The sequence below is a fragment of the Pontibacter cellulosilyticus genome (genome assembly GCF_014306105.1).
Classification (GTDB): Bacteria; Bacteroidota; Bacteroidia; order Cytophagales; family Hymenobacteraceae; genus Pontibacter; species Pontibacter cellulosilyticus.
The window spans coordinates 12,809-34,464 of the sequence record NZ_JACRVF010000002.1; the positions used below are offsets into that span (position 1 = coordinate 12,809).

General features: G+C 44.4%; 17 protein-coding genes and 1 tRNA gene. 6 read left to right on the top strand and 12 right to left on the bottom strand.

The annotated features are described in order from the left end of the window. Nucleotides 1–40: 40 nt before the first annotated feature. The 6 genes from H8S84_RS07645 to H8S84_RS07670 form a co-directional block, all read right to left on the bottom strand. The gene (locus H8S84_RS07645) at nt 41–412 is read right to left on the bottom strand and encodes a hypothetical protein (protein ID WP_187066748.1); all 372 of its coding nucleotides are present in this window, start codon (nt 410–412) and stop codon (nt 41–43) included. 99 nt (nt 413–511) lie between these two features. Continuing rightward, a complete protein-coding gene (locus H8S84_RS07650; RefSeq protein ID WP_187066749.1) occupies nt 512–1,105 on the bottom strand; it encodes an SMI1/KNR4 family protein in 594 nt (197 codons plus the stop codon). Nucleotides 1,106–1,180: 75 nt separating this feature from the next. Further along, nucleotides 1,181–1,789 (bottom strand): hypothetical protein, encoded by a 609-nt coding sequence (locus H8S84_RS07655; RefSeq protein WP_187066750.1) that lies wholly within the window; start codon nt 1,787–1,789, stop codon nt 1,181–1,183. A 106-nt stretch (nt 1,790–1,895) separates the two neighbouring features. After that, entirely contained in the window at nt 1,896–2,333 is a 438-nt protein-coding gene (locus H8S84_RS07660) for a hypothetical protein (RefSeq protein WP_187066751.1), read from the bottom strand. 83 nt (nt 2,334–2,416) lie between these two features. Then, nucleotides 2,417–2,926: a hypothetical protein gene (locus H8S84_RS07665; protein ID WP_187066752.1), complete on the bottom strand. Its 510-nt coding sequence runs from the start codon at nt 2,924–2,926 to the stop codon at nt 2,417–2,419. Between the two features lie 584 nt (nt 2,927–3,510). Continuing rightward, nucleotides 3,511–4,308 carry a hypothetical protein gene (locus H8S84_RS07670; protein ID WP_187066753.1) on the bottom strand — a complete coding sequence of 266 codons (798 nt, stop codon included), beginning with the start codon at nt 4,306–4,308 and terminating at the stop codon, nt 3,511–3,513. A gap of 633 nt (nt 4,309–4,941) precedes the next feature. Here H8S84_RS07670 and H8S84_RS07680 point away from each other — a divergent pair. The 3 genes from H8S84_RS07680 (at nt 4,942) to H8S84_RS20370 (ending at nt 8,778) form a co-directional block, all read left to right on the top strand. Next, nucleotides 4,942–6,033 carry a type I restriction endonuclease gene (locus tag H8S84_RS07680; RefSeq protein WP_187066754.1) on the top strand — a complete coding sequence of 364 codons (1,092 nt, stop codon included), beginning with the start codon at nt 4,942–4,944 and terminating at the stop codon, nt 6,031–6,033. Between the two features lie 144 nt (nt 6,034–6,177). Continuing rightward, nucleotides 6,178–7,011 carry a MerR family transcriptional regulator gene (locus H8S84_RS07685; RefSeq protein WP_187066755.1) on the top strand — a complete coding sequence of 278 codons (834 nt, stop codon included), beginning with the start codon at nt 6,178–6,180 and terminating at the stop codon, nt 7,009–7,011. A 219-nt stretch (nt 7,012–7,230) separates the two neighbouring features. Continuing rightward, the gene (locus H8S84_RS20370) at nt 7,231–8,778 is read left to right on the top strand and encodes a recombinase family protein (protein WP_394367995.1); all 1,548 of its coding nucleotides are present in this window, start codon (nt 7,231–7,233) and stop codon (nt 8,776–8,778) included. Here the strand turns inward: H8S84_RS20370 and H8S84_RS07695 are convergent. Both H8S84_RS07695 and H8S84_RS07700 read right to left on the bottom strand, forming a co-directional pair. Continuing rightward, nucleotides 8,741–8,812: transfer RNA gene (locus H8S84_RS07695), tRNA-Arg, on the bottom strand. The genes H8S84_RS20370 and H8S84_RS07695 overlap by 38 nt on opposite strands. Nucleotides 8,813–8,874: 62 nt before the next feature. Next, entirely contained in the window at nt 8,875–10,107 is a 1,233-nt protein-coding gene (locus H8S84_RS07700) for a Pycsar system effector family protein (RefSeq protein ID WP_187066756.1), read from the bottom strand. Between the two features lie 399 nt (nt 10,108–10,506). Here H8S84_RS07700 and H8S84_RS07705 point away from each other — a divergent pair, with 399 nt between their 5' ends. Further along, entirely contained in the window at nt 10,507–14,325 is a 3,819-nt protein-coding gene (locus H8S84_RS07705) for a metallophosphoesterase (protein WP_230407107.1), read from the top strand. 84 nt (nt 14,326–14,409) lie between these two features. Further along, on the top strand, nt 14,410–15,435 hold the full coding sequence (locus H8S84_RS07710; RefSeq protein ID WP_187066757.1) for a DUF6268 family outer membrane beta-barrel protein: 1,026 nt from the start codon (nt 14,410–14,412) through the stop codon (nt 15,433–15,435). A gap of 71 nt (nt 15,436–15,506) precedes the next feature. Here H8S84_RS07710 and ppk1 read toward each other — a convergent pair whose 3' ends face one another. The 4 genes from ppk1 to H8S84_RS07730 form a co-directional block, all read right to left on the bottom strand. Beyond that, a complete protein-coding gene (gene ppk1 / locus H8S84_RS07715; RefSeq protein ID WP_187066758.1) occupies nt 15,507–17,609 on the bottom strand; it encodes a polyphosphate kinase 1 in 2,103 nt (700 codons plus the stop codon). 33 nt (nt 17,610–17,642) lie between these two features. Beyond that, complete coding sequence (locus H8S84_RS07720; RefSeq protein ID WP_187066759.1) at nt 17,643–18,137, bottom strand: SixA phosphatase family protein; 495 nt, start codon at nt 18,135–18,137, stop codon at nt 17,643–17,645. A 309-nt stretch (nt 18,138–18,446) separates the two neighbouring features. Next, the gene (hflX, locus tag H8S84_RS07725) at nt 18,447–19,634 is read right to left on the bottom strand and encodes a GTPase HflX (RefSeq protein WP_187066760.1); all 1,188 of its coding nucleotides are present in this window, start codon (nt 19,632–19,634) and stop codon (nt 18,447–18,449) included. Further along, nucleotides 19,634–20,362: a SirB2 family protein gene (locus tag H8S84_RS07730; protein WP_187066761.1), complete on the bottom strand. Its 729-nt coding sequence runs from the start codon at nt 20,360–20,362 to the stop codon at nt 19,634–19,636. Before H8S84_RS07730 ends, hflX begins: the two co-directional genes overlap by 1 nt. 129 nt (nt 20,363–20,491) lie before the next feature. On the opposite strand from H8S84_RS07730, the gene H8S84_RS07735 reads away from it, so the two are divergent. Beyond that, a complete protein-coding gene (locus tag H8S84_RS07735) occupies nt 20,492–21,610 on the top strand; it encodes a glycosyltransferase family 4 protein (RefSeq protein WP_187066762.1) in 1,119 nt (372 codons plus the stop codon). The last annotated feature ends 46 nt before the right edge of the window (nt 21,611–21,656 follow it).

The window sequence follows — 21,656 nt, forward strand, 5'->3', positions numbered from 1 at the left end:
GTCAGCCGAAGCATAAGGTATAAACCCTGTTGGGCTATCGTTATTCTTCTTTTTCTTCTGATTCTTTTGTGTTATTGGAAGCATAGGTATCAATTAATTCTCTGCACTTCCTAAGAACATCGGCTTTGAATATCCTGTTGGTTTCGTCAAACTCTTTCTCAAATTCAATGAGCTTTTCAATATTCCATTGGAGCCTTTCTGTTCCAACAGGTAAATCATCAACATTTAAATCATAGTCTCGGAAAATGCTCACATCTACATCATCAGTCTTTTTGTAGGGCTCTAACCAACTGATGATTTGATTCATTTTATAAACTCCTAAAGGTATAGCCACTTGATTGGAAATAATTGCTCGTGCATTAGATACCATCTTGTTAATGAACCTTTGCCTTTCCTTTTCTTCTGGAGTCATTCGAGATTTCTATGATTGTAATGCAGCCCAACGGATTAGTACATGCTGTGAACGAGGCGTAGCCGAGTATGGAGCATGTGCCGGGTTACAACCTGTTGTTTAATAAAAAATAACTTCACCGTTTCTGATGCCTTCTTCATAGTTTTGAACTATGGCTTTCATTAAGTCAGCAAAATCGTTAGCAAATATTTCATATTCTTCTTCATTCTCGTGGTCCCATCTGATAATTTGGTACTCTCCATTCTTATCTTTAGTATTTGTATCAAAACACAGTATTCCCCAGTCTGAGTAATTCGCAAAGGGTATCATTCCTTTGTTAAAGAGGTACTCTTTTGGCCAACCATTAAACACATTTTCAAGCATTACCCTTTTCCATTCTTTCGGTACAAGTGGAGTAAACATCCACACATTACTTATTGGAGCAAGTTCATAGAAGTTCTTATACTTAAGGTATTGTTTGAAAGAGTTTGGCAGTGGGTGTTTGATTTCAGATTCCAACGCCTCAATTTCTGAGTCTTTTATCAAACTGTCAGATGGTTGCCACGGAATCATATCTCCCTTTTCAGGTCTGGATTCATCCACCAATAAATTGTCAACAATCTCTGATTTGCTTACATAGAATGAGTCAAACTCAGGACTTGTCATGTTCTGAATAGAAAAGTCTACAAACTTTCTTATATAGTCGAAATTCATGTTTTCAATTTGTTGTAACGTGTTCGTGTATACCTTGTGCGAGGCCATCAGCCGAAGCATATGGTATAAACTGTGTTAGCTGTTGGACTTTATTATTTCATTTATCACGTGTTCTTGGTGACCCATTGCGACTTGCCTTCTTATGGCTTCTATCAGCTCTACTGCTTCACTAATAGAGAGGTTCTTGAACAATTCTCGACGGTCACTTACCCCGTAGCGCTTCTGCAGGATAGCGAATCTCTCTTCTAAGGTCTCCGAGAGCTTTGTGTTTAAGGAGAGACTATTTATTTCTTGGTTCAGCCTTTCTAATGTTGCAAAGAAAAACTCGTGGCTGTTGTTTCTGAAAGCTGTCTCGCCGTAGAAGTAGTCATCAACATAGTTGAAGGCTGGCGCATTGTAGTACAATGCTTCTGTAGTATATCCGCCTGCCGCAGAAATTAACTCGTCTTTGATTAACTGCAGGCTATCATCGAACTGCAGAAAGGGTTTGATGGATTCAGCCAGCTCGGCAGAGTTCTTCCCCTTGATAAGCTGTAGGCTCTGCTGGTAAATCTGTTCGGACCTTAAATCCAGTACTCTGATTTTTATGGCTGACTCGTTGATTCTACTTTCTTCATTGGAAGAATCATCCGAATTACACGAAAGGGTGATGGCTAATAGAGGCAAGTAGTAGAAAAACTTCATAAAGTTGAGTGGTTTTTTAATTGGTGTACCAGCTAACGTCTAGTATAGAAGGCGAACAAGGCGTAGCCGAAGAATGCCTTATATGCCTTGTTGGCGTTTGTTGTTCTTATTTTTCTCTTATGATGTTAGCTAAGCCAGTCAGGTTATCTCTTAATTGCCACGCACGGTCTATATAAGAATGAACATCAGAGTCCAGCAGATTGCTTCTTTCTAGCATTGTCTCTTCTATCAATTCACTGAATAAAGCATAAATATTGTGGGTGATATAATTTCTCTGTTTGCAAGTTTCTTCCAGTGCCACAGCTAGATTTTTATCGATAAGATTATGTTTTTTCCCAATTTTAATCAGTTGCCCAAGAGTTGAGCGGCTATTATATTCTTTGATCCCATTACGACTTAAAAAGAGTATCATTTCAGCTTCTAATCTCCCAGCAGCCAAAGCGACTCTGCCTAACTCTGCACTAAATTCTTCACTTTCAAATAGCAAATTAAAGAATTCGATGCCTTCGGCTTGTACACCTTTATACATTGATTTTATACCCATAATTAAAATAAGAGTGCTGATATATGAGGTGAGATAAGTACAGCCGCAATCTTAACTCTGTACTAGTTTATAATCCATTTTGATTATTTCTTCTGCTCGTCCCACATTTCCTGAACCCTGCCCCACCACTCAGCAGCCCATTGCTTCAACTGGTCAAGTGTTAGAGGCTTATCAAATGAATCAAAGATGCGGTAGTCCGTAGCTGTCAAAGTCAATTCGCCACCAGCAATTTCTTTCGAGCTGTTGCAATGAAGCACATAAGAATCTGGTTGGGTATAGGTATAGCTTTGAACTTCAAGTCCCAATTCTTCTATAGTCTGTGGGGCATTTGTTGTTCTTATCTCTGTCTCCCGAAGTGCAAGAGGCTTTAATTTGTTAGCTTCATCGTCTTTGAACACAAAGTACTCACACAGTAAATTCCTACACCCTGACAGCTCAACTTTTATCTGGTATTCTAAAATGGCAGGATTCCATACCTGCCCCCAAGGAATCACAAACTCCAAGGTCAACGCTTCGCCGTCTTTGCTCACGCTCTGTATCTCAAAATCGTGAAACATTGAAAACAGTTCTTCTATCTCTTGTTGTCTATTCATGATTCCAATACACGCCAACTACTGGATATGCGTAAACATACGCTTATTGACACTATGTACGGAACCGTCCTTTCCTGCTTTTGGCTCAGCAGTTGGCTTCTTCCCTGTGTTTCAGCGGTTCCGTGCATCATATTTTGCTCATACAATATAGGAAGTTTTGCAGAAAATCTTAATCAAATCTGACAGCTTTTGACACAGTAGCGGAGAAAAGCAGGCAAAAGCAGGAAAGCTGCTGCTCAACATCTCTTGCTTCAACAACTCGACTGGCGGAATGGGGCGTTAACACCGGCCTGTAACGCCCTTTTGCTGCCTAGGCTGCGCATACAGCCTGCTAGACCTATCCGTGTATAAACGCTTATAAACGCGTATACGCGGCTAAGAGAGCTGACAAGCAGTGAGACTTCGCCCCAAGTAAAACGGGCGCTGGCGGCTTGTACTGGAGGGGTGGGTTGATAATTTGGTTTCCCCTGCCTTGCCTGCGCCATAGCCTCAAACCACCGCGTATTAATTTCTTATTTTTTTAGACGTGCCTGCTTATTTTAAATTTTATTTAAAATTTTCATTAGTATGGCACCTACGCGCCTTCATTGGCAGGAATAATTAAAGTAACTACCCCATTCATTTCCGTCTACATCCTTATGAGTCACTTTGGTGGGATAACCAGCCTCGTTGTACTCGTATCTGGATGTGCCGGAACCTTCGGCTATAACTTGCCCATCCACACCTCTTCTCGTAACTTTCGTCAGGTTATGAATAAAGGGATAGTAAGTCATATGCATCGCACGTACTGCCGCCGATACCCCCAAAAAACTATGCTTGTTGTCGTACTCATACTCGTATGTGTTGCCTTTTTGTCCAGTGTCACTGTAATTAATGCTTCTCCTGATTAAGTTGCCTTCGTACTCGTACAGCGTGTACCCATAAGTCTTGCCCGGTGTAGTCTTGTATGACTTCTTTAATTGATTATTAGAGGTGTATTCATAGTGGCGACTTAAGAACTCAGTAAGTACTCCGTAACTTTTGCTATAATGGGACACTTTAGATACTTGCCCGGTAGAATTATAGGAGTAAGTCAAGTATCCTCCTAGGGTACCGGCTGGGGTATGAGTATTTGTCTTTACCAACCTATCTTGATCATCATATTCGAACAAGTAATAGCCTTCAACTTCCCCTTTTGCATTAATCACCTCTTCTTTAATAGGCTGGCCTTTGGCATCGTAGATAAATTTGTAACTGTAGTCCGAGTTGTCATACCGGAACCCCGTCAACAAGCAGGCCTCTGTGTTGAGAGGACTAGGGTTGGTGTCATCTCCTTCATAGTCTTTTGAGCAGGAGATAAGACACAGTATAAAAAGTAGTAGGAGAGGGGAAAGCTGTTTCATGATCAAAAAAGCATAATTGGTCTTTTTAAATTTATAATATTTAAATTAATTTACGTTGACTAACCAAAGAGGTATATTATACTACAGTTCATTTACAGCCTCTTGTAATTCATATGTCCCTTCACTTTATAGATTTGTGCAGCCAATACCGACTGTACGCGTTTGCCACATACCGCGACATGGCGGCGGCCAAAAGCCATACGGGGCGCGTGGTACTGGGCAAGGCGCTGGAGCGGGAGATAGAAGCCAAGCACTACGTCCGCGATGTGGGCACCGGCTAAAAAAACTACCTCCGCACGGACACGGCAGACCTCAAGCCAACAGCGCTAGCGTCGCTTATAACGGCCTTGCAGGCGCTTTACAGGCTCAACGGCTACTCGGCTAAGTACATTGTAGTAGAACGCCTCCTGTAGCTTAATTTTAGCCGTATGCCCTGTCTTGCTGTTTTTATGTAAATGACAAATGATAAATGCTGCCGTCTAAAGTACAACGCACCTTCCTAACTAATCAAATGCGCTGAAAATAAGATTATCTATTTATTTGAATACTTATTTTTAATTGCTATGTTTATATTGTTTAGCACCAAAGTGCAATATCTGTTCATCCTCGTACCTTAACTTATAGCAAACTTTTATGGACTTTATTGATGTGATCAAGGCATTAGCCGAGAAGGTTAGCCGAATGAAAGAAACAATTCAAACGGAAGAGGCGACGAAAACTGCTTTCGTTATGCCCTTTATCGCTGCGTTGGGGTATGATGTGTTCAACCCTTTAGAAGTAATTCCTGAATTCATCGCGGATTTGGGAATAAAGAAAGGTGAGAAGGTTGACTACTGCATACAAAAAGAAGGGCAGCCAATTATCATAGTGGAATGCAAGCACTGGAAAGAGGAGTTAAACGTCCATAATTCACAGTTGCACCGTTACTTTCATGTTTGTAGTACCCGCTTTGGCATACTTACAAACGGTATTATTTACAGGTTCTATACAGACTTAGAAGAGCCTAATAAGATGGATAACAAACCTTTCTGGGAGTTCGACATAACGGATATGAGCGAGGCTGCTATAGCTGAACTTAAAAAATACCAAAAGAAGACCTTTGATGTAGACCAGATTCTGAGTGCAGCGACGGAGTTAAAGTACACAAGGGAGATCAAGAAGCTACTAGCGTCTGAGTTTAATGTGCCATCTGAACATTTCGTGCGCCTGTTTGCAAAGCAAATATATTCTGGCCCGGTAACGGCAAAAGTAATGGAGCAGTTTACTCCAATGGTAAAAAAGTCGATTCAGCAGCATATTAGTGACCTGATAAGCGACCGACTGAAATCGGCTCTATCCAATGAGACAGAAGCGGCCAAAAAAGAGCAGGAGCAGGCGCTGGAAAATGTAGTAGCAGCTACAGAGGCAGTAAAAGTAGAGTTTACTGAAATAGAGCAGGAGGGCTATTATATCATTAAGTCAATATTACGGGTCAAAATAGATGCAGCAAGATTGTCCTATAGAGATACGACGCGTTACCTGAACATACTTTTAGACGATACTATCAGAAAAACAGTATGCAGGCTGCATCTGAACGGCACGAAAAAGTATATTGGGTTGATGGATGAAGAAGGAAAAGAGACAAGGTTTGAAATCGAAAATATAGATGATATCTATAGATACACAGACCAACTCCTGAAAACCGTTATGCGCTTTGAGGGAAAAGTTGAGCCACAGGAAATTTAATCCAAAGTAACACGCTAAATAAATTGTATAGTAAGCCTCTTGCAACAGTATTGCAGGGGGCTTTTTTATTGCCGTCGAATAAGAAGATGAACTTATTATCTTTTAAATAGATTATACATGTATGTAAGGTTTTATCACAGAGATATGAAGGCATCTAATTTTCAATTAAAGGTGAAGTCGGGTTCTATTTCATTGCCAGTTTTAAAAGTAGGAGATGTTGAAGCCGCAGGTAAAGCGAAGTTGACCGCTAATAGAATTTCAATATTCGACTTATACATTCACGAGAAGACACACCGATTAAATTCTGATGAAATATCCTATAGGGTACTAAATAATTGGGAAGAGCAAGGGTTGGTCAATTCTAAGAGAGACGTGGAAGGAGGATGGAGGTACTATAGTCTAGTAGATTTAATCTGGTTGCACTTAGTCTTAGCTATGAGGAAATTTGGTTTGCCTCTTAAAGATATCCTCAAAGTAAAAAAATCAATCGAAAAGGTATCGCCTAAAGTTAGAGAAGACTTATCATCACTTGACAACGCAATACTAAATGTGATAGAACAGCGTAAGCCTATTTATTTAATTGTGTTAGAAGATGGCACCGGTCACTTGCTGAGTGAAGAACAGTATTTGGCGGACTACCTTTCCTTTAACTGCTTGAAAATAGGAGTGTCAAATATGATTAGGAAACTCATCAGTTTACATGATTTAGAAAACATATCAAAGCTGCAAGAGGAGTTGAGCGATGAGGAGGCAGAGTTACTGCAAGTCATCCGAGAAAACAATTATGAGAAAGTAACCATCCAGTATAAGAGTGGCAAAATAAGCACTGTGGAAGGGTTAGAAAGGTTAGATGCGAATGTTAAGTTAATGGAGGCACTAAAAAATCATCCATATACTGAAATAAAGGCAATAAATAAAAGTGGTAAAACTGTTGCAGTACTGCGTACTGTCAAGCATAAGATAAATAAAAGAGGATAAGGCACCTCAGTAATCTCGTTTTACTCTGATGACCGGACAAGGCACCGGAGCCAGAGTGCAAGATTTTATAAATGCTTTCTATTGAAAAGTGTCAAGAAATATTAAACCAGAATGGTAGAAGTTACACCGTTAATGAGGTAAAGAAACTAAGAGAGACTTTACTGCAACTAGCAAGGCTGGAGGTTGAAGTTCACAGAAAACGAAAAGAGCAGAGCAATAATGGAAAACGTAGTAATCTATACAAGAGTATCGACTGACGAACAGGCTTACGGCTATAGTCTGGGGCATCAGAAAGAACAGCTAGAAAAATACTGTGTTGATAAGGGTTATGATATTGTTGCGCATTATCAAGATGATTGTTCTGCAAAGACTTTCAATAGGCCAGAGTTTAGTAAGATGCTTAGCTACCTAAAGCAGAACAAAGGTAAGGTTTCTAAGCTGCTTGTGTTGAAGTACGATAGATTCTCAAGAGATTTAGCAGGTGGCTCCAGTATGTTACAAGAACTAGCATCTTACGGTGTTGAGTTAGTTGCTATAGAGCAGCCTTTAGATAAAAGCGTACCAGACCATTTAGTGATGCAAGCTGTATATATGGCTATCCCACAGGTAGAAAACATGAGGCGGTCAATGAATACTGCTTCTGGTATGAGGAAGGCTCTAAAAGAGGGGCGTTTTATGGGGAAAGCTCCTTTAGGCTATCGTAATAGCAGGGATGTAAATAATAGGCCGGTAATTGAGGTAGTGCCTGAGAAAGCGAGTTTGGTAAGGGAGGCGTTTGAGCTATTTGCAACAGGAATGTATGATAAAGAGGAGTTGCGTCGTAAACTAAAGCCAAAGGGGCTAACACTTACAAAGACCTGTTTTGCGCAAATGTTAAGACAGCCTGCCTATTGTGGTAAAATAGTAGTTAAAGCAAAGGATAATGAGCCTGAGTTGACAGTTACCGCTATCCACGAGCCAATTATTGATGAAACACTATACAATAAGGTTCAAGAACAGCTTAAAAGGAGGGTAAAGCGTAAAGCAAAACCTAAAAAACTAGTGGCAGAGTTGCCGCTGAGAGGAAATCTTATCTGTCCAGATTGTGGTGGCAATCTTACTGGGAGTGCATCAAAGGGTTCTGGAGGAGTATACCAGTATTATCATTGTCAGTCTCCTTGTAGAGTACGTTTTAGAGCCGATGTAGCGCATTTACACTTTGAACAATGGCTCAGGTCACTGAATATCCCATCAGAGATTGTAGCTCTTTATTTGGCTATTCTAGAGGATGAATTCAACGCACTGGAAAAGGACAGGTTTAAAGAAATACAAGTACTCAAACTCCAACGAGATGAGAAGGACAAGCTATTAACAGAGGCAGCATTGAAACTACTTAAAGGCGAGATTTCATATGAAATATTGTCAAGAGTGGATACATCTCTGAGGCAGGAAATTAATGCGCTGAGTATGCGTATCCATGATTTGGAGGTACAGGAAAGTGGGTTTAAGCACTATATGAGGTACGGTATGACCTTACTTTCTGATTTATCAGGTTACTATACAAGTGCGGAGTTAGATGTAAAGCAAAAACTAGTTAGTTCGATATTCGGAGGAAAACTTGTTTATCAGAATGGAAATTATCGAACTAATGGTCAGAGTGAGGTAATGTCGCTTATAGCTAATTCTAAAGCACTTTTGGGAGGTAAAAAGAGAGGCTCATCGTCTGAGAAAGCAGAGGAGGTCGGTAAAGTGGCCCTGCCAGGAATCGAACCTGGATCTAAAGTTTAGGAAACTTCTATTCTATCCATTGAACTACAGGGCCTGTTTAAACAGGCTGTAAAAGCAAATTTAAGGCAATTAAACTATTGTGCAAAGTATTGTTGCTTATTGCGCAGTACCCGTCTCAGACCCCGGAATAGTATTTGGGCCATAGTATAATACCGCAATGGCAAAAGCAATAACAGTAAGCACCAGCCCTACCATAAAAATAGTGTAGGAAACACGCAGGATTTTATACTTCTTGTTAAGCACCTCTCCCAGGTAATAGATGTCAGTAATCATGTTGTTGTACAGCGATTTTTTATCGCGCATGATTTCATGCATACCACTCTGGAAGTCTTCAAGTGGCAGGCGGGTAAAGTTGCCGAAGAACAGCAGGTTTATCTTACGGCTGTTCATCTTGTCTTTTTTGAAAGAGAAACTCGTAACCTCCGGCTGTGCCGAGATGATGGCAAAAATTACAGAGCCCAGTGTGGTTAGTACAAGCGTTCCTACAGGTATAAGCAGCGTGCGGTGCTGTGCAAACTCGCTGCCGGTGGCCGATGTCTTGGCACTCAGGTAAGTAATGATCACAGAAAGTATAATGGCGTTCAGGCTGATCATCATGTTCGCCTTGTTATCAGCAATAGCACTCAGGTTAAGGTGCGTGCGATACGTGTTGCGGAACATAGTCTCAATGCCACGCTTTGGCTGGGCCAGTGTTTCGCGGTGCTTCTTCTCCTGCTTCTTCTTTTTCTTTACCTCCTTCTTCAGCTGCTTGCGCTGCTCTTGTATATTAAGGCCCAGCTGCCCGGCAAACTTACGCTGCGCCTGGTTTGTATGGAAAGTAGTTGAAAGCAGGAAATCTATCTGGAACTGCGCCCACTCCCTGTCCGTGAAAAACTTATCCTGGAAAATCTCCCACTCTACGCGTAGGAGCTCGGCAGTAGCAAAAAAGGTTTCCTTGCCAATGTTAGACATGTCGGCATCTACCAGAAGCTCTTCGAGCAGGCCCTTTGGCTGCTGGTCGTGCTTTGTAGACATGATAATACGACAAACGCGATCAATGCGCTCCTCAGGGTAATGCTGTTCCTGCAGCCAGGCAGTGGCTATTTTAACGCTGGCAGCTTCATGGTCGGCATAGGTATCAACATAGCCCGCATCATGAAACCACGCTGCCAGCGCCAGGTCCTGTAGTTCGTCCTCTTTTAGTTCGCTTCGTCTGCCCAGGTCCTCGGCCTCTGCTACAGTTTCGTAAGTATGCTTGTAGTTATGGTAAACAAGCTTTTTAGAGAGCCGCTCTTTAAATAGCTTAAAGATAAACTCACCTGCCTGTTTAACAATATTCTGATCTTTCATAGTATAGTATGTGCTGCCATGCCGCACACTGCAACCAATAATGTGAAGGGAGTAGCGCATGAATGGCATACGGTATTCTGCGGTTACGGTAAAAACGTTTTTTTGTTAGTAAACAGTCCGTTTCAAAAAGCGATTGAAACCCAGTTATCGGCAAACAACTAAATATAATTTGGTTTCGTTTATGAAATCCAACCTCGTTTCCCTTTAAAGGTTGTGCGCAGTAACAGTGGCTTAAACTCTGCAGCAGGCACGGTGTTATATACTAGTCCGCTTGGCTGGCTTGAAGAGCTGTTTTAGAAGTTTTAGGATGGATGTTGTTGCTTAGTTGCAGGAGCAAGTGTCGGTGGAGTTTGGCTGCAGATGGCGCACATGCGGGGCATGCTATAGTACTGTAAACCTATGATCAAAAAACTACTCACTAAGCGGCGGCTATACATAAAGTATACTTGGCAGGCGCTGCTCATGTTCGCTCTTACTGCTTGTGTATCTACCGAGCCTTATTACAGCCGCAATGCTCTTAACTGGGAGCAGGAAAAGCCAGATCCTCAAAATAACCTTCTCTATACCGTGTTCCTTATCGGGGACGTAGGAGCTCCTGAACTGGAAGGGGAACCATCAATGCTTCTGATGCGCAAGCAGATGGAAGAGGCAGGCATGAACAGTGCTACCATCTTTCTGGGAGACAATGTATACCATAACGGTTTACCTCCGGTAGGTGCTTATGACCGTGAAATATCAGAAGAGCGCCTTAAAGCGCAGTTAGATATCCTGAAAGGGTATGAAGGCGAGAAGTACATGATACCCGGCAACCACGACTGGAACCATAGTGGCCGCGGTGGCCTAGAGTATGTGATACGGGAGCAGAATTTTGTGAATGAGTACCTGACCGAGGAAAATATAGTAGTTGGCGGCGACTTCTTTGTGCCGGGCAACGGGTGTCCGGGGCCATACGAAGTAAAGATCAGCGACGACCTGGTGCTGATAGCCATTGACTCGGAGTGGTGGCTGCACCCCTTCGACAGGCCGTACGGCGACAACAGCAACTGCGGCGCAGCCACAGAACTGGACTTTTTAGTGCAACTGGAAGACATCATTGAAAAGAACAGCGGCAGCGACATTATGATCGTAGCCCACCATCCGTTGTTTACAAGAGGCAACCACGGAGGGTTCTTCACACTGCGCGATCACTTGTTCCCGTTTACCATGCTCCGCGATTGGATGTACCTGCCTATGCCTGTCATCGGCTCTATCTATCCGTTCGCTAGAAAGTATGGTGGCATCCTACAAGACATTCCGCACCCACGCTACCAGGCATACATAGAGGGGCTGCTAAACATCTTCGATAAGTATGACAACATTGTATATGCTGCCGGTCACGAACACTCGTTGCAGTACTTTAAACACAACAACCTGTCTCATATTGTAAGCGGGTCCGGATGTAAGATACAGCACGTTAAAGGAGGCGGAAATGCCATGTATACACAGGCCGTAAAGGGTTTTTCTAAGGTGCTTTACTATGAGAACGGAGAAGTATGGACGGAGTTCTGGGAGCCGGTTGGTAAAGGCGAAACAGGCAAGATAACTTTCAGGACAGCCCTTTATGCCAAGAAGCCACGCAAAGAAGTACCGCTGGTACAGGATAACACAAATTACGCCGACAGCACCATTACCCTGGCTGCTAACAATGCCTACAAAGTATCGGGGTTACGCGAACAATTGCTTGGGGAGCATTACCGGGAGGAGTGGAGCACGCCAGTGACAGTGCCGCTGCTAGACATGAAGAACGAGCTAGACGGGCTAAGGCCGTACCAGAAAGGCGGTGGCAAGCAAACGGCTTCGCTTAAGGTGCGCAATCCAGATGCAAAGGAGTACACGCTAAGAACCGTTGATAAAGATCCTGCTAAAGTTTTACCGGATTACCTGCAGGAAACAGCTGCACGGGATCTGCTGCAAGACCAGATATCAGCGCAACACCCTTACGGTGCCTTAATTGTGCCGAAACTAGCCGATGCCGCTGGCGTTTTCCACACAAACCCTAAACTGGTTTACATACCCAACACGCCATACTTGCGGCAGTACATGGATGAGTTTGGTAACACACTGGCCTTTTTAGAGGAAGACGCCGACGAGAACCATGAAGAAACAGCTAGCCTTGGCTTTGCAAAAAATCTTGTTGGTACAGATAAGCTGCTGCAGGAGTTGCGCCAGGATAACGACAACGAAGTAGACCAATCAGAGTTTGTGCGTGCCCGCCTGCTGGACATGCTCATCGGAGACTGGGACAGGCATGCCGGCCAATGGCGATGGGTAGAACGCGAAAAAGAGAACGACAAAGGCAAACTGTACATACCCGTACCCGAAGATAGGGATCAGGCCTTCTTCAAGATTGACGGTATACTTCCCTGGCTGGCAACACGCAAGTGGGGTGTTCGAAACGTGCAGAACTTTGACTATGACTTTGATGATGTGGTTGGCCTTAACCTGAGTGGCCTGCCCATGGATCGTACCTTCACCTCCAGGATTACGCGGGAACAATGGCTAAAGCTGGCGCAGGATGTGCAAAAGGGCCTGACGGATAAAGCAATTGAGGCTGCTGTGGCAGAACTGCCGGATGAGGTACAAAAGATTTCTGGTTCTGAGATCGCAGGCAAATTAAAATCAAGACGCGAAAAACTGCCTGCAGCTGCAGAGGAATATTATACTTTTTTAGCGAAGTATGTAGACATTGCCGGTAGCGACAAGCATGAGCGCTTCGAAATACAGCGCCTTAATAATGAGCAGGTGCAGGTAACAGGCTACAAAACCAGCAAAGAAGGCGAGATACTGGAAGAGCTTTACAAACGCACTTTCCTGACGGCAGAAACAAAGGAAATACGCATCTATGGCATGGCCGGCCAGGATCAGTTCATACTTACCGGCGATGTAGAAGAAAGTATATTGGTACGTATTATAGCCGGTGCCGACGAAGACATCATCACCGATTCCTCAAGTGTGAGTGGACTGAAAAAACATACCATTGTGTATGACACAAAAGAGGGTAACACTTTTACGTTTGGGCCAGAGACAAAGGATAAAACAGAGGTATTCCCTGAAGTTAATTTCTATGACCGTGACAACTACCAGATCCCATACTTTGGGCCGCGCCTTTCGGCAGAGTATAACGTAGACGATGGTCTGTTTTTAGGAGCCGGTTTGCTGCTGCGCACGCACAAGTTCCGCAAGGTGCCCTATGCCTCAGAGCATCTACTGGAGGCAAACTATGCCTTCCTGACAAACTCCTTTAATGTTAGGTATGCCGGAGACGTAAAGAAGGTCGTGGGTAACTGGAACATGGCTTTTAACGGATTGCTGCAAGGTCCTAAGTATCAACGTAACTTCTACGGCATAGGCAACTATACAACACAAGCCTCCGACCTAGACGACAGTTACTACAGAGTAAGGTTTGAAAGGTTATCTGCAAATGCATCCTTATACCGTGATTTTACCTCATTCTTTAAAATTGGTATAGGACCTACTTACGATCGCTTTAAAGTAGTATATCCTACTCGCGAAAGTTTTCTGCTGGACCAAGCCCGTGCAGGTAACCTACAACCAGGAACTTATAATCCGGTAGCAGATGAGTTTAACGCGCAGCACTATGCCGGTGTGGCAGCCTATGCTAACATGGAGGTGTTAGGTGGAACTACGTCATCAAATAACCCATACATTGGAATGCGCTGGTACAATAAACTCAGCTTTAATAAAGAGCTCGGAGGCGAAGGGTTAAGTTATACAAACATCAGTTCTGAGTTTAGATTTTATGTGAGTCCTAATTTTCCGTTTCAGCTAACCTGGGCTGGCCGCATAGGAGGCGCGCACAACTTCGGAGATTATCGCTTTTACCAAGCCAACACACTAGGTGGCACAGAAAACCTGCGTGGCTACAGGCGCACCCGCTTCTCAGGGCGCAGCAGTGTGTATGCTAACGGCGAAGCCCGCCTAGAGCTATTTAGGTATAACTTATACTTGGCTCCAGGCAAAATAGGAATACTGGGCTTAGTAGATACTGGCCGCGTTTATACAAAAGAAGACCCTAAACAAGCTTTTTTCCGTAGTCTGCATACAGGCTATGGAGGCGGCGTTTGGGTGGATGCGCTGAACCGATCAGTGTTTTCGCTTACCTATACGATAGGGGAAGAGGATAAACTCTGGATGCTGAACTTTGGATTCTTTTTTTAACACAAAGCAGATTTAAAAGTATAAGAGAAGATGCTAAAGCCACACAGTGCTTTGTCTGTTTTATACCTTGACGCAATTTGAACTATGAAAATACATAAACCACTCCTGCTTTTACTTGCTGTAGTTTTCTTCTTTCCAGATGTTTGGGCACAGGCCCCAGAGACAGAGGCTATCGATATCTTTGCTTCGCCAGGGGTACGCGGTATGGGCAAACCAAGAGGTGTAGTTATAAGCTATGAGCGCCTGCCTAATTTTAGTATAGAGTCAGAGTCTGATGACCCGCGGCTGGGCAATGGAGAAGGGCAGATAAGGCGACACAACAAATTTTCTGTCATAGCTTTGGCGCCACTAATCAACAAGCCCCAAACAAAATTGATTATGGGCTTTAATTATGACCTGGAGGAGTTCAATTTTAAGGGGCTGACAGAATCCTCTTATAGCCTGTACCGGTACCTAGAGGACAAGAATCTAAAGAGCATTGGTTTGCAGCTGGCTTACCTGCATTCACTAAACGAGCGAAACTTTTACTTAATCCGTGTGAAAGGCGAACTTAACGGAGACTACACTCGCGACAATATAAACATAGCAGATTATCTAAAGGCCACCGTTGACCTGGCCTACGGCTGGAAGAAAACAGAAGATTATGCTATTGGTGTTGGTTTACAGTGGGGGTATACATTCGGCCGTCAGAGAGTTTTTCCAGGACTACTTTACAACAAGACATTTAATCCGAAATGGGGTGTTGAATCAATTTTTCCGGCCAATTTCAGGTTACGTTATAACGCGAATGAGAAGACCTTATTTTATACAGGCTACCGCCTGGAGGGCGCCAGTTACGACATTTTTGCAGATGAGACGGAGTTGCAACGGTATAACGAGATAGAATTGCGCCGTACTGACATCAAAGGCTTATTACGTATGGAGCGTGAAATCTATGACTTTCTATGGTTTGCTGTGGAAGGCGGTTATCGACGTTACTACAGGCACCGCATTTTTGATGAGGTGGGCTCAAGGGACGAACTGATTACAAATGATATAGGTGGTGCAGGATACGTATCGGTAGAGCTATACCTGGTGCCACCCCGCAAATGGATGAACAACAGTAATTAGATTTCATCTTCCTATATAACGAGTAAGGGCAGCCATACTTTGGCTGCCCTTACTCGTTTATTCTTTATAAATTACTCACAGACCGGAGACGTGTCTTCAGGTATCAAGCTGCGTAGATAGTCGTAAGAAGCATACTGTGAGCGTATATCCGACTGATTCGTTGATGATAGATAGGTGTTATCAACATTGCGTGCCTTCGTGTCATCTTGCAACTGATAATCTATCAATGTTCTTACCTCATCAATCAGGTCTTGCTGGTACAGGGGGAATCCTACCTCTACACGTCGGCTCAGGTTTCGCGTCATCCAGTCGGCAGAGGCTACGTAGTATTTCTCTTCGCCGTTGTTGTGGAAGATGTATACCCGAGCATGCTCTAGGTAACGATCTACGATGCTACGTACCTCAATATTCTCGCTAATGCCTTCAACACCGGGTAATAAACAACAAATACCGCGCACCAGCAGCTGTATCTTTACTCCTGCCTGGCTTGCTGTATAAAGTTTTTTGATCATGCGTTCGTCTTGCAGCGCGTTCATCTTCAGAATCATACTTGCAGGCAGTCCTTTCTGAGCATTTTTTATCTCTTTATCGATAAGTTTTACAAAGCTCTGCCGCATGTTTATAGGAGCTACCAAGAGGTGTTTGAACTTCTTGTCTGGCTGTCGGTCTATAAAAAATTCGAATACCTGCTCCATGTCTTTTGTAAGGCGCGTGTCTGAGGTAAACAGGGCATGGTCGGCGTAAATCTTGGAAGTATCTTCGTTGTAGTTGCCCGTGCTCAGGTAAGCATAGTTTACTAATTTCCCGTTCTCGTTTCGTGTGATCAACCCCAGCTTAGAGTGTACCTTCAGGTCAGGTACTCCGAAAATAACGTTGGCACCGGCTTTCTGTAGCTTTCCTGCCCAGAATATATTTGATTCCTCGTCGAAGCGTGCTCTTAGCTCTACCACCACCGTTACCAGCTTTCCGTTTTTAGCAGCCTTAACCAGTGCTTTGGCTATCGCAGATTTATCAGCAACACGGTACAGTGTGGCACTCATAGCCGTTACTTTTGGGTCTACTGCTGCCTCGTTAAACAGGCGCAATACATAGTCAAAAGACTGGTATGGGTAATGCACGAGATAATCCTTTTTCTGCATGGCGGCGATCATACTTTTCTCCTTGTGCAGTTCCGGGTGGATTAGCGTAGGCTGTGGCTTATACTTTAGCTCAGGCAGGTTAAAGTCAGGGAAGTTAAAGAAATCCCGGAAGTTGTGGTACTTGCTGCCCTCTACCAGCTCATCTTCTGTGATGGCAGTGTGGATCATCATGCGGTCCAGCAGGTCCTTTGGTGTTTCAGGGTCGTAAAGCAGGCGTGCGGGATAGCCAGTTTCGCGCTTCTTCAGGCTTTTGCGAATCTTAGCCATCAGGTTCCCCGACACTTCTTCCTCAATATCAAGTTCAGCATCGCGGGATACTTTTACGGCATGAGCATGAAACTTGGTATACTTCGGAAACATCAAAGGCAAGCAGAAGCGGATTACATCATCGATGAACATAACATAGCGCTTACCTTTTACAGTTGGAAGCTTCACAAAGCGGCTGCCCAGCTTCTTTGTAGGTATCTCCAGCATGGCAAAACGGTCCGGCCGTTGCTCCTTCTCGGTTGGCTCCAGCATGTGAATACCCAAGTATACTGTCTGGTCTTTCAGGAAAAGGTGCGTGTCAGTTGCGTCAAGTATAATAGGCAGCAGATGCTCTTCCAGTGTCTCGTGGAAGTATGTTTTTACCCACTCCTGCTGCTCATTGTTAAGCTCAGTTTCGGTAAGCAAATGTATATCGTGCTCACGGAGGTCGGCAAGTAAGCTCTCCCGGAACACATGTCCGAATTCTTCCTGCTGGCGCTTTACCTCCTGTATTACCTGGTCAAAGGTGTCAGAGGGGTCTTCGTCCAGCTTTTGGCGCGTCTTCTTTTTAAGCTTGATGAGGCGCTTCAGGGTGGCTACCCTTACTTTGAAATACTCATCTAGGTTAGATGAGAAAATAGCCATGAATTTAATGCGCTCAAGCAGGGGTACGCGTTTGTCTTTTGCCTCCTGCAGCACTCTGTAGTTAAAGGCAAGCCAACTCAGTTCTCTGTTTGTAAAGGGATATTCCGGAGCGGATTTTGGCTCTTTTGTATTATCTTTTTCCATTGTTTCGGGTGCAAATTTTAGGTTGTGCCCCGGCTATTTGTAGTTCTTCGGGAAGTCGTAGAAAAGCAGCGTAGCGTTCTCTTTGCTGATGTCGTACCAGCTGTCGCAGTCGAACTCCAAGGCTACAATGCCGGTGGTGGGTAAGCTGGCAATGTGTTCAGGGCTAAGCATGTTGGCAAATTCAGAAATGGGTTCATTATGTCCCACTAACATCAAAGAGTCTACATCAGCCGGGGTAGTATGAACTACATCTAAAAGATCATGCTTGTCAGCGCCATAAATACTGTCGGCTACCACTATGTCTTCTGCCTCATAGTTCATTTCTCTGCCAACTAAAGTAGCCGTAGAAATAGCACGCACAGCAGAACTGGAGACTATCAAAGCAGGTATAGCGCCCCTGTTATTAAGCTCGTGGCCCATGAGCTGGGCATCGCTGCGGCCTCGCTTGTTCAAAGGGCGATCATGGTCGCTGAGTTCCTCAAAGTCCCAGCTTGATTTAGCGTGCCTCAGGATATATAGCGTCTTCATAAGTTGTTTCTGTTACTGCCATTGTTGCCACAAACGGCAACATTAGTGGCTTTGCTACTTACTGAAACTACGGGTAATTTGTTGTGTTACCTCACCTTAGTGCTCCACTAATAACAGGAGTGGGAGTCTGTGCTGTCGTTTTTTACCTGGTCCAACCACCCTTGCCCCTCCTTATCCAAGGAGGGTAGCCTGCTGCTACTGTATCTTCTTTCATCACCACAGTTAGGATGGTTGAACAAGAGGAAGCAAAAACAAAAAGAGGAAGCTACTGTTGTAGCTTCCTCTTTTTCTAAAGTATAGATTTATACTTTACACGTTGTTAGGGTAACGCTCAAAATGCAGTTCGGCAACGCGGCGCTGCAGCTCTTCGCGCAACTCTTCGATATTGATTTTATTCGTAGCCGAGATAAAGAGGGCAGGGGCATGCTCCTTAGCCATGTAAGTAGCTTTTAAATCGTCGATAGACGGACGAACGTCAGCTTCCTCGTCTTTTAGCTCCTCTTCGCGCTGCTTCAGGTACTGGTCGATTTTATTAAACACCAACAGCACCGGCTTGTCGGCAGAGTTAATGTCTTTCAGTGTCTCGTTTACAACGGCTATGTGGTCTTCAAACGAAGGATGCGAGATATCTACTACGTGCACCAGCAGATCTGCCTCACGGATTTCATCCAGAGTAGATTTAAACGACTCGATCAGCTTGGTAGGCAGCTTACGGATAAACCCTACTGTGTCAGAAAGCAGGAACGGTATATTTTCAAGTACTACTTTGCGTACAGTAGCATCTACAGTGGCAAATAGTTTGTTCTCGGCAAACACCTCAGATTTAGAGAGCAGGTTCATCAAAGTAGATTTGCCCACGTTAGTATACCCCACCAGCGCCACGCGCACAATGCCGGCACGGGCCTTGCGCTGCTCAAAATTCTGTTTCTCAAACTTCTTCAGGCGCTCACGCAGCAACGATATTTTGTCGCGCACAATACGGCGGTCCGTCTCAATCTCCGTCTCACCAGGTCCTTTCATACCGATACCACCTTTTTGCTTGGATAAGTGCGTCCAGAGGTTAGTAAGGCGTGGCAGCAGGTACTGATATTGGGCCATTTCTACCTGGGCGTGAGCCTGTGCTGTTTTGGCGCGTAAAGCAAAGATGTCAAGTATAAGCAAGCTGCGATCTACGATCTTTACCTGCAGCTCGCGCTCAATGTTACGCACCTGCGAAGGACTCAGGTCATCGTCGAAGATCACCATATCAATGTTGTGCTCCTTTACATAGGCGTTGATCTCATCCAGTTTACCGCTGCCCACAAAAGTGGCACGGTCAGGCTTGTCCAGCTTCTGAACAAAGCGTTTTACAGTCTGGGCTCCGGCAGTTTCGGTCAAAAAAGCAAGCTCATCAAGATACTCCTGGGTTTGCTCGTCGGTTTGGCGGTAGCTTGGCACGGCTACCAGCACCGCAGTCTCCTGCGGTTTGGCGGTTTCGTAATATTGTTTCTTACCCATTAATCAATCTTTAAGGTCATAGTATAGGCGGCCAGTGCCTCCACTTCTTGCTCGGATAGCTGGCTTCCGAAGCCCGGCATCAGGCCGCGGCCATTCTCGACTACGTTAATACGGTCTTGAAGGCTTAAGGTACTTACTTTTAAATTGGCTGCACCACCTAACCCTTTTGTACCGTCCGCCCCATGGCATGTTTCACATACCTGTGTATAAATCGCCTTTGCATTAGCTAGTTGTGCATCTTCCAGAGAGGCTACAATTTCTTCGGGTGCACCGGCTGTTGCCGAGTCTATTTCTGCGGTTTCGGTGGCATCTGTAACAGGTGTACTGTTGTAATCTGTGGTAGTGTTCTGTAAAGAGCCTGAGCTGCTAATGGTTAAGCTCTTAGTTTCTGCCAATCCGTAAGTATAAAAAAACAGCAGCAGCGATAGCCCTGTAAACAATTTGTTGTGGCGTTTGATACCAACTATGCCCAAAGGTATAGCCAGTAATACAAGAACGATTTTTATGATCAGCCACCCCGGCATACCCTGGTGCAGGTATAACAGATAACCGCCGGTAACAAGTATAAGTGTACCAAAAACGATGTCTAATGCTTTAGTGTAGCGCTTGGCTTTATTCAATTGCTTGTGTTCGTTCAGGAACAGCAATATGGCCTTATAAGTAAACAGGATCAGGAAAAGTATAACTACCAATACGTGCGTGTGTAGCACGGTGACGGTCTCTTGCATGTTATGGATATGTGCGTATTAAAGATAAAGGGCGCAATTTAATTTAAAATTTCTGATGCTACTGCTAAAATGGCTAACTTACGGCTTTTGACTTAAAGAATCTTATCTTTGCGAGCCTATAGAGCACGTATGCGGATCGCCATTGTTATAAACACTTCTTGGAACATCTTTAACTTCCGGCTGAGCCTGATAAAGGCTTTGCTGGCAGAGGGGCACGAGGTGGTGGCAATTGCACCAAAAGATGCTTACTCGGGACGGCTAAAAGAAGCAGGGTGTAAGTTTGTGCCGGTAGAGATGGAGCAGGGTACTAACCCCCTCACCGATATACGGCTGATCTGGCGCCTTTATCAAACCTATAAGCAAGTAAAGCCGGATGTGGTGTTGCATTACACGATCAAACCGAACATTTACGGAGCTATTGCTGCCCACTGGGCAGGGGTGCCAGCTATTAATAATGTTTCTGGCTTGGGTACTGTGTTTATCACCAAAGATTATATCTCAGGTATTGCCCTTAGGTTATACAAATATTCTTTTAAGTATCCGGCCAAAGTTTTCTTCCAGAACCAAGACGATAGGCGACTTTTCCTCCGCAACAAATTAGTTCGGGCAGGTATAACTGAAGTGCTGCCGGGCTCAGGTATTAATCTGCAGGAATTTGTGCCTGCCGAGAAATATGTCCGAAATGCGCCCTTTGTTTTTCTGATGGTGGCGCGTGTACTCTACGATAAGGGGGTAGTGGAGTTTGTGCAGGCAAGCAAACTTGTGCAGGAGCAATACCCACAGGTAAAGTGCCAGCTGTTGGGGCAGGTGGACGAAAAAAGCCGCTCCGGCATCAAAAACGCTGAGCTGCAGGAGTGGTTAGCAACCGGAGTGATAGAGTATTTAGGAGCAACAGACGATGTAGCCAGCGTGATAGCCAACGCAGACTGTGTGGTGCTGCCTTCCTACCGCGAAGGTACCCCACGCACTTTGTTAGAAGCCGCCGCCATGGCCAAGCCTCTTATCGCTACAAATGTGCCAGGCTGCCGCGAAGTAGTGCAGCAAAGTATAAACGGTTACCTATGCAAGCATCGCAATGCAGAAGATCTTGCAGATAAAATGCTGCAGATGCTGGCATTAAACGATGAAGAACTGGAGCAAATGGGGAGGGCCAGCCGCCAGATTGCCGTTACCCGCTTCGACGACCGCTTCGTGATAGATAAATACCTACATGCCATTGAAGAAGTAACAAGGCAGGTGAAAGTATAAATTAGAATGAGAGACTGAGTGATTGATTTTTCAGAGGGGGGAGTTA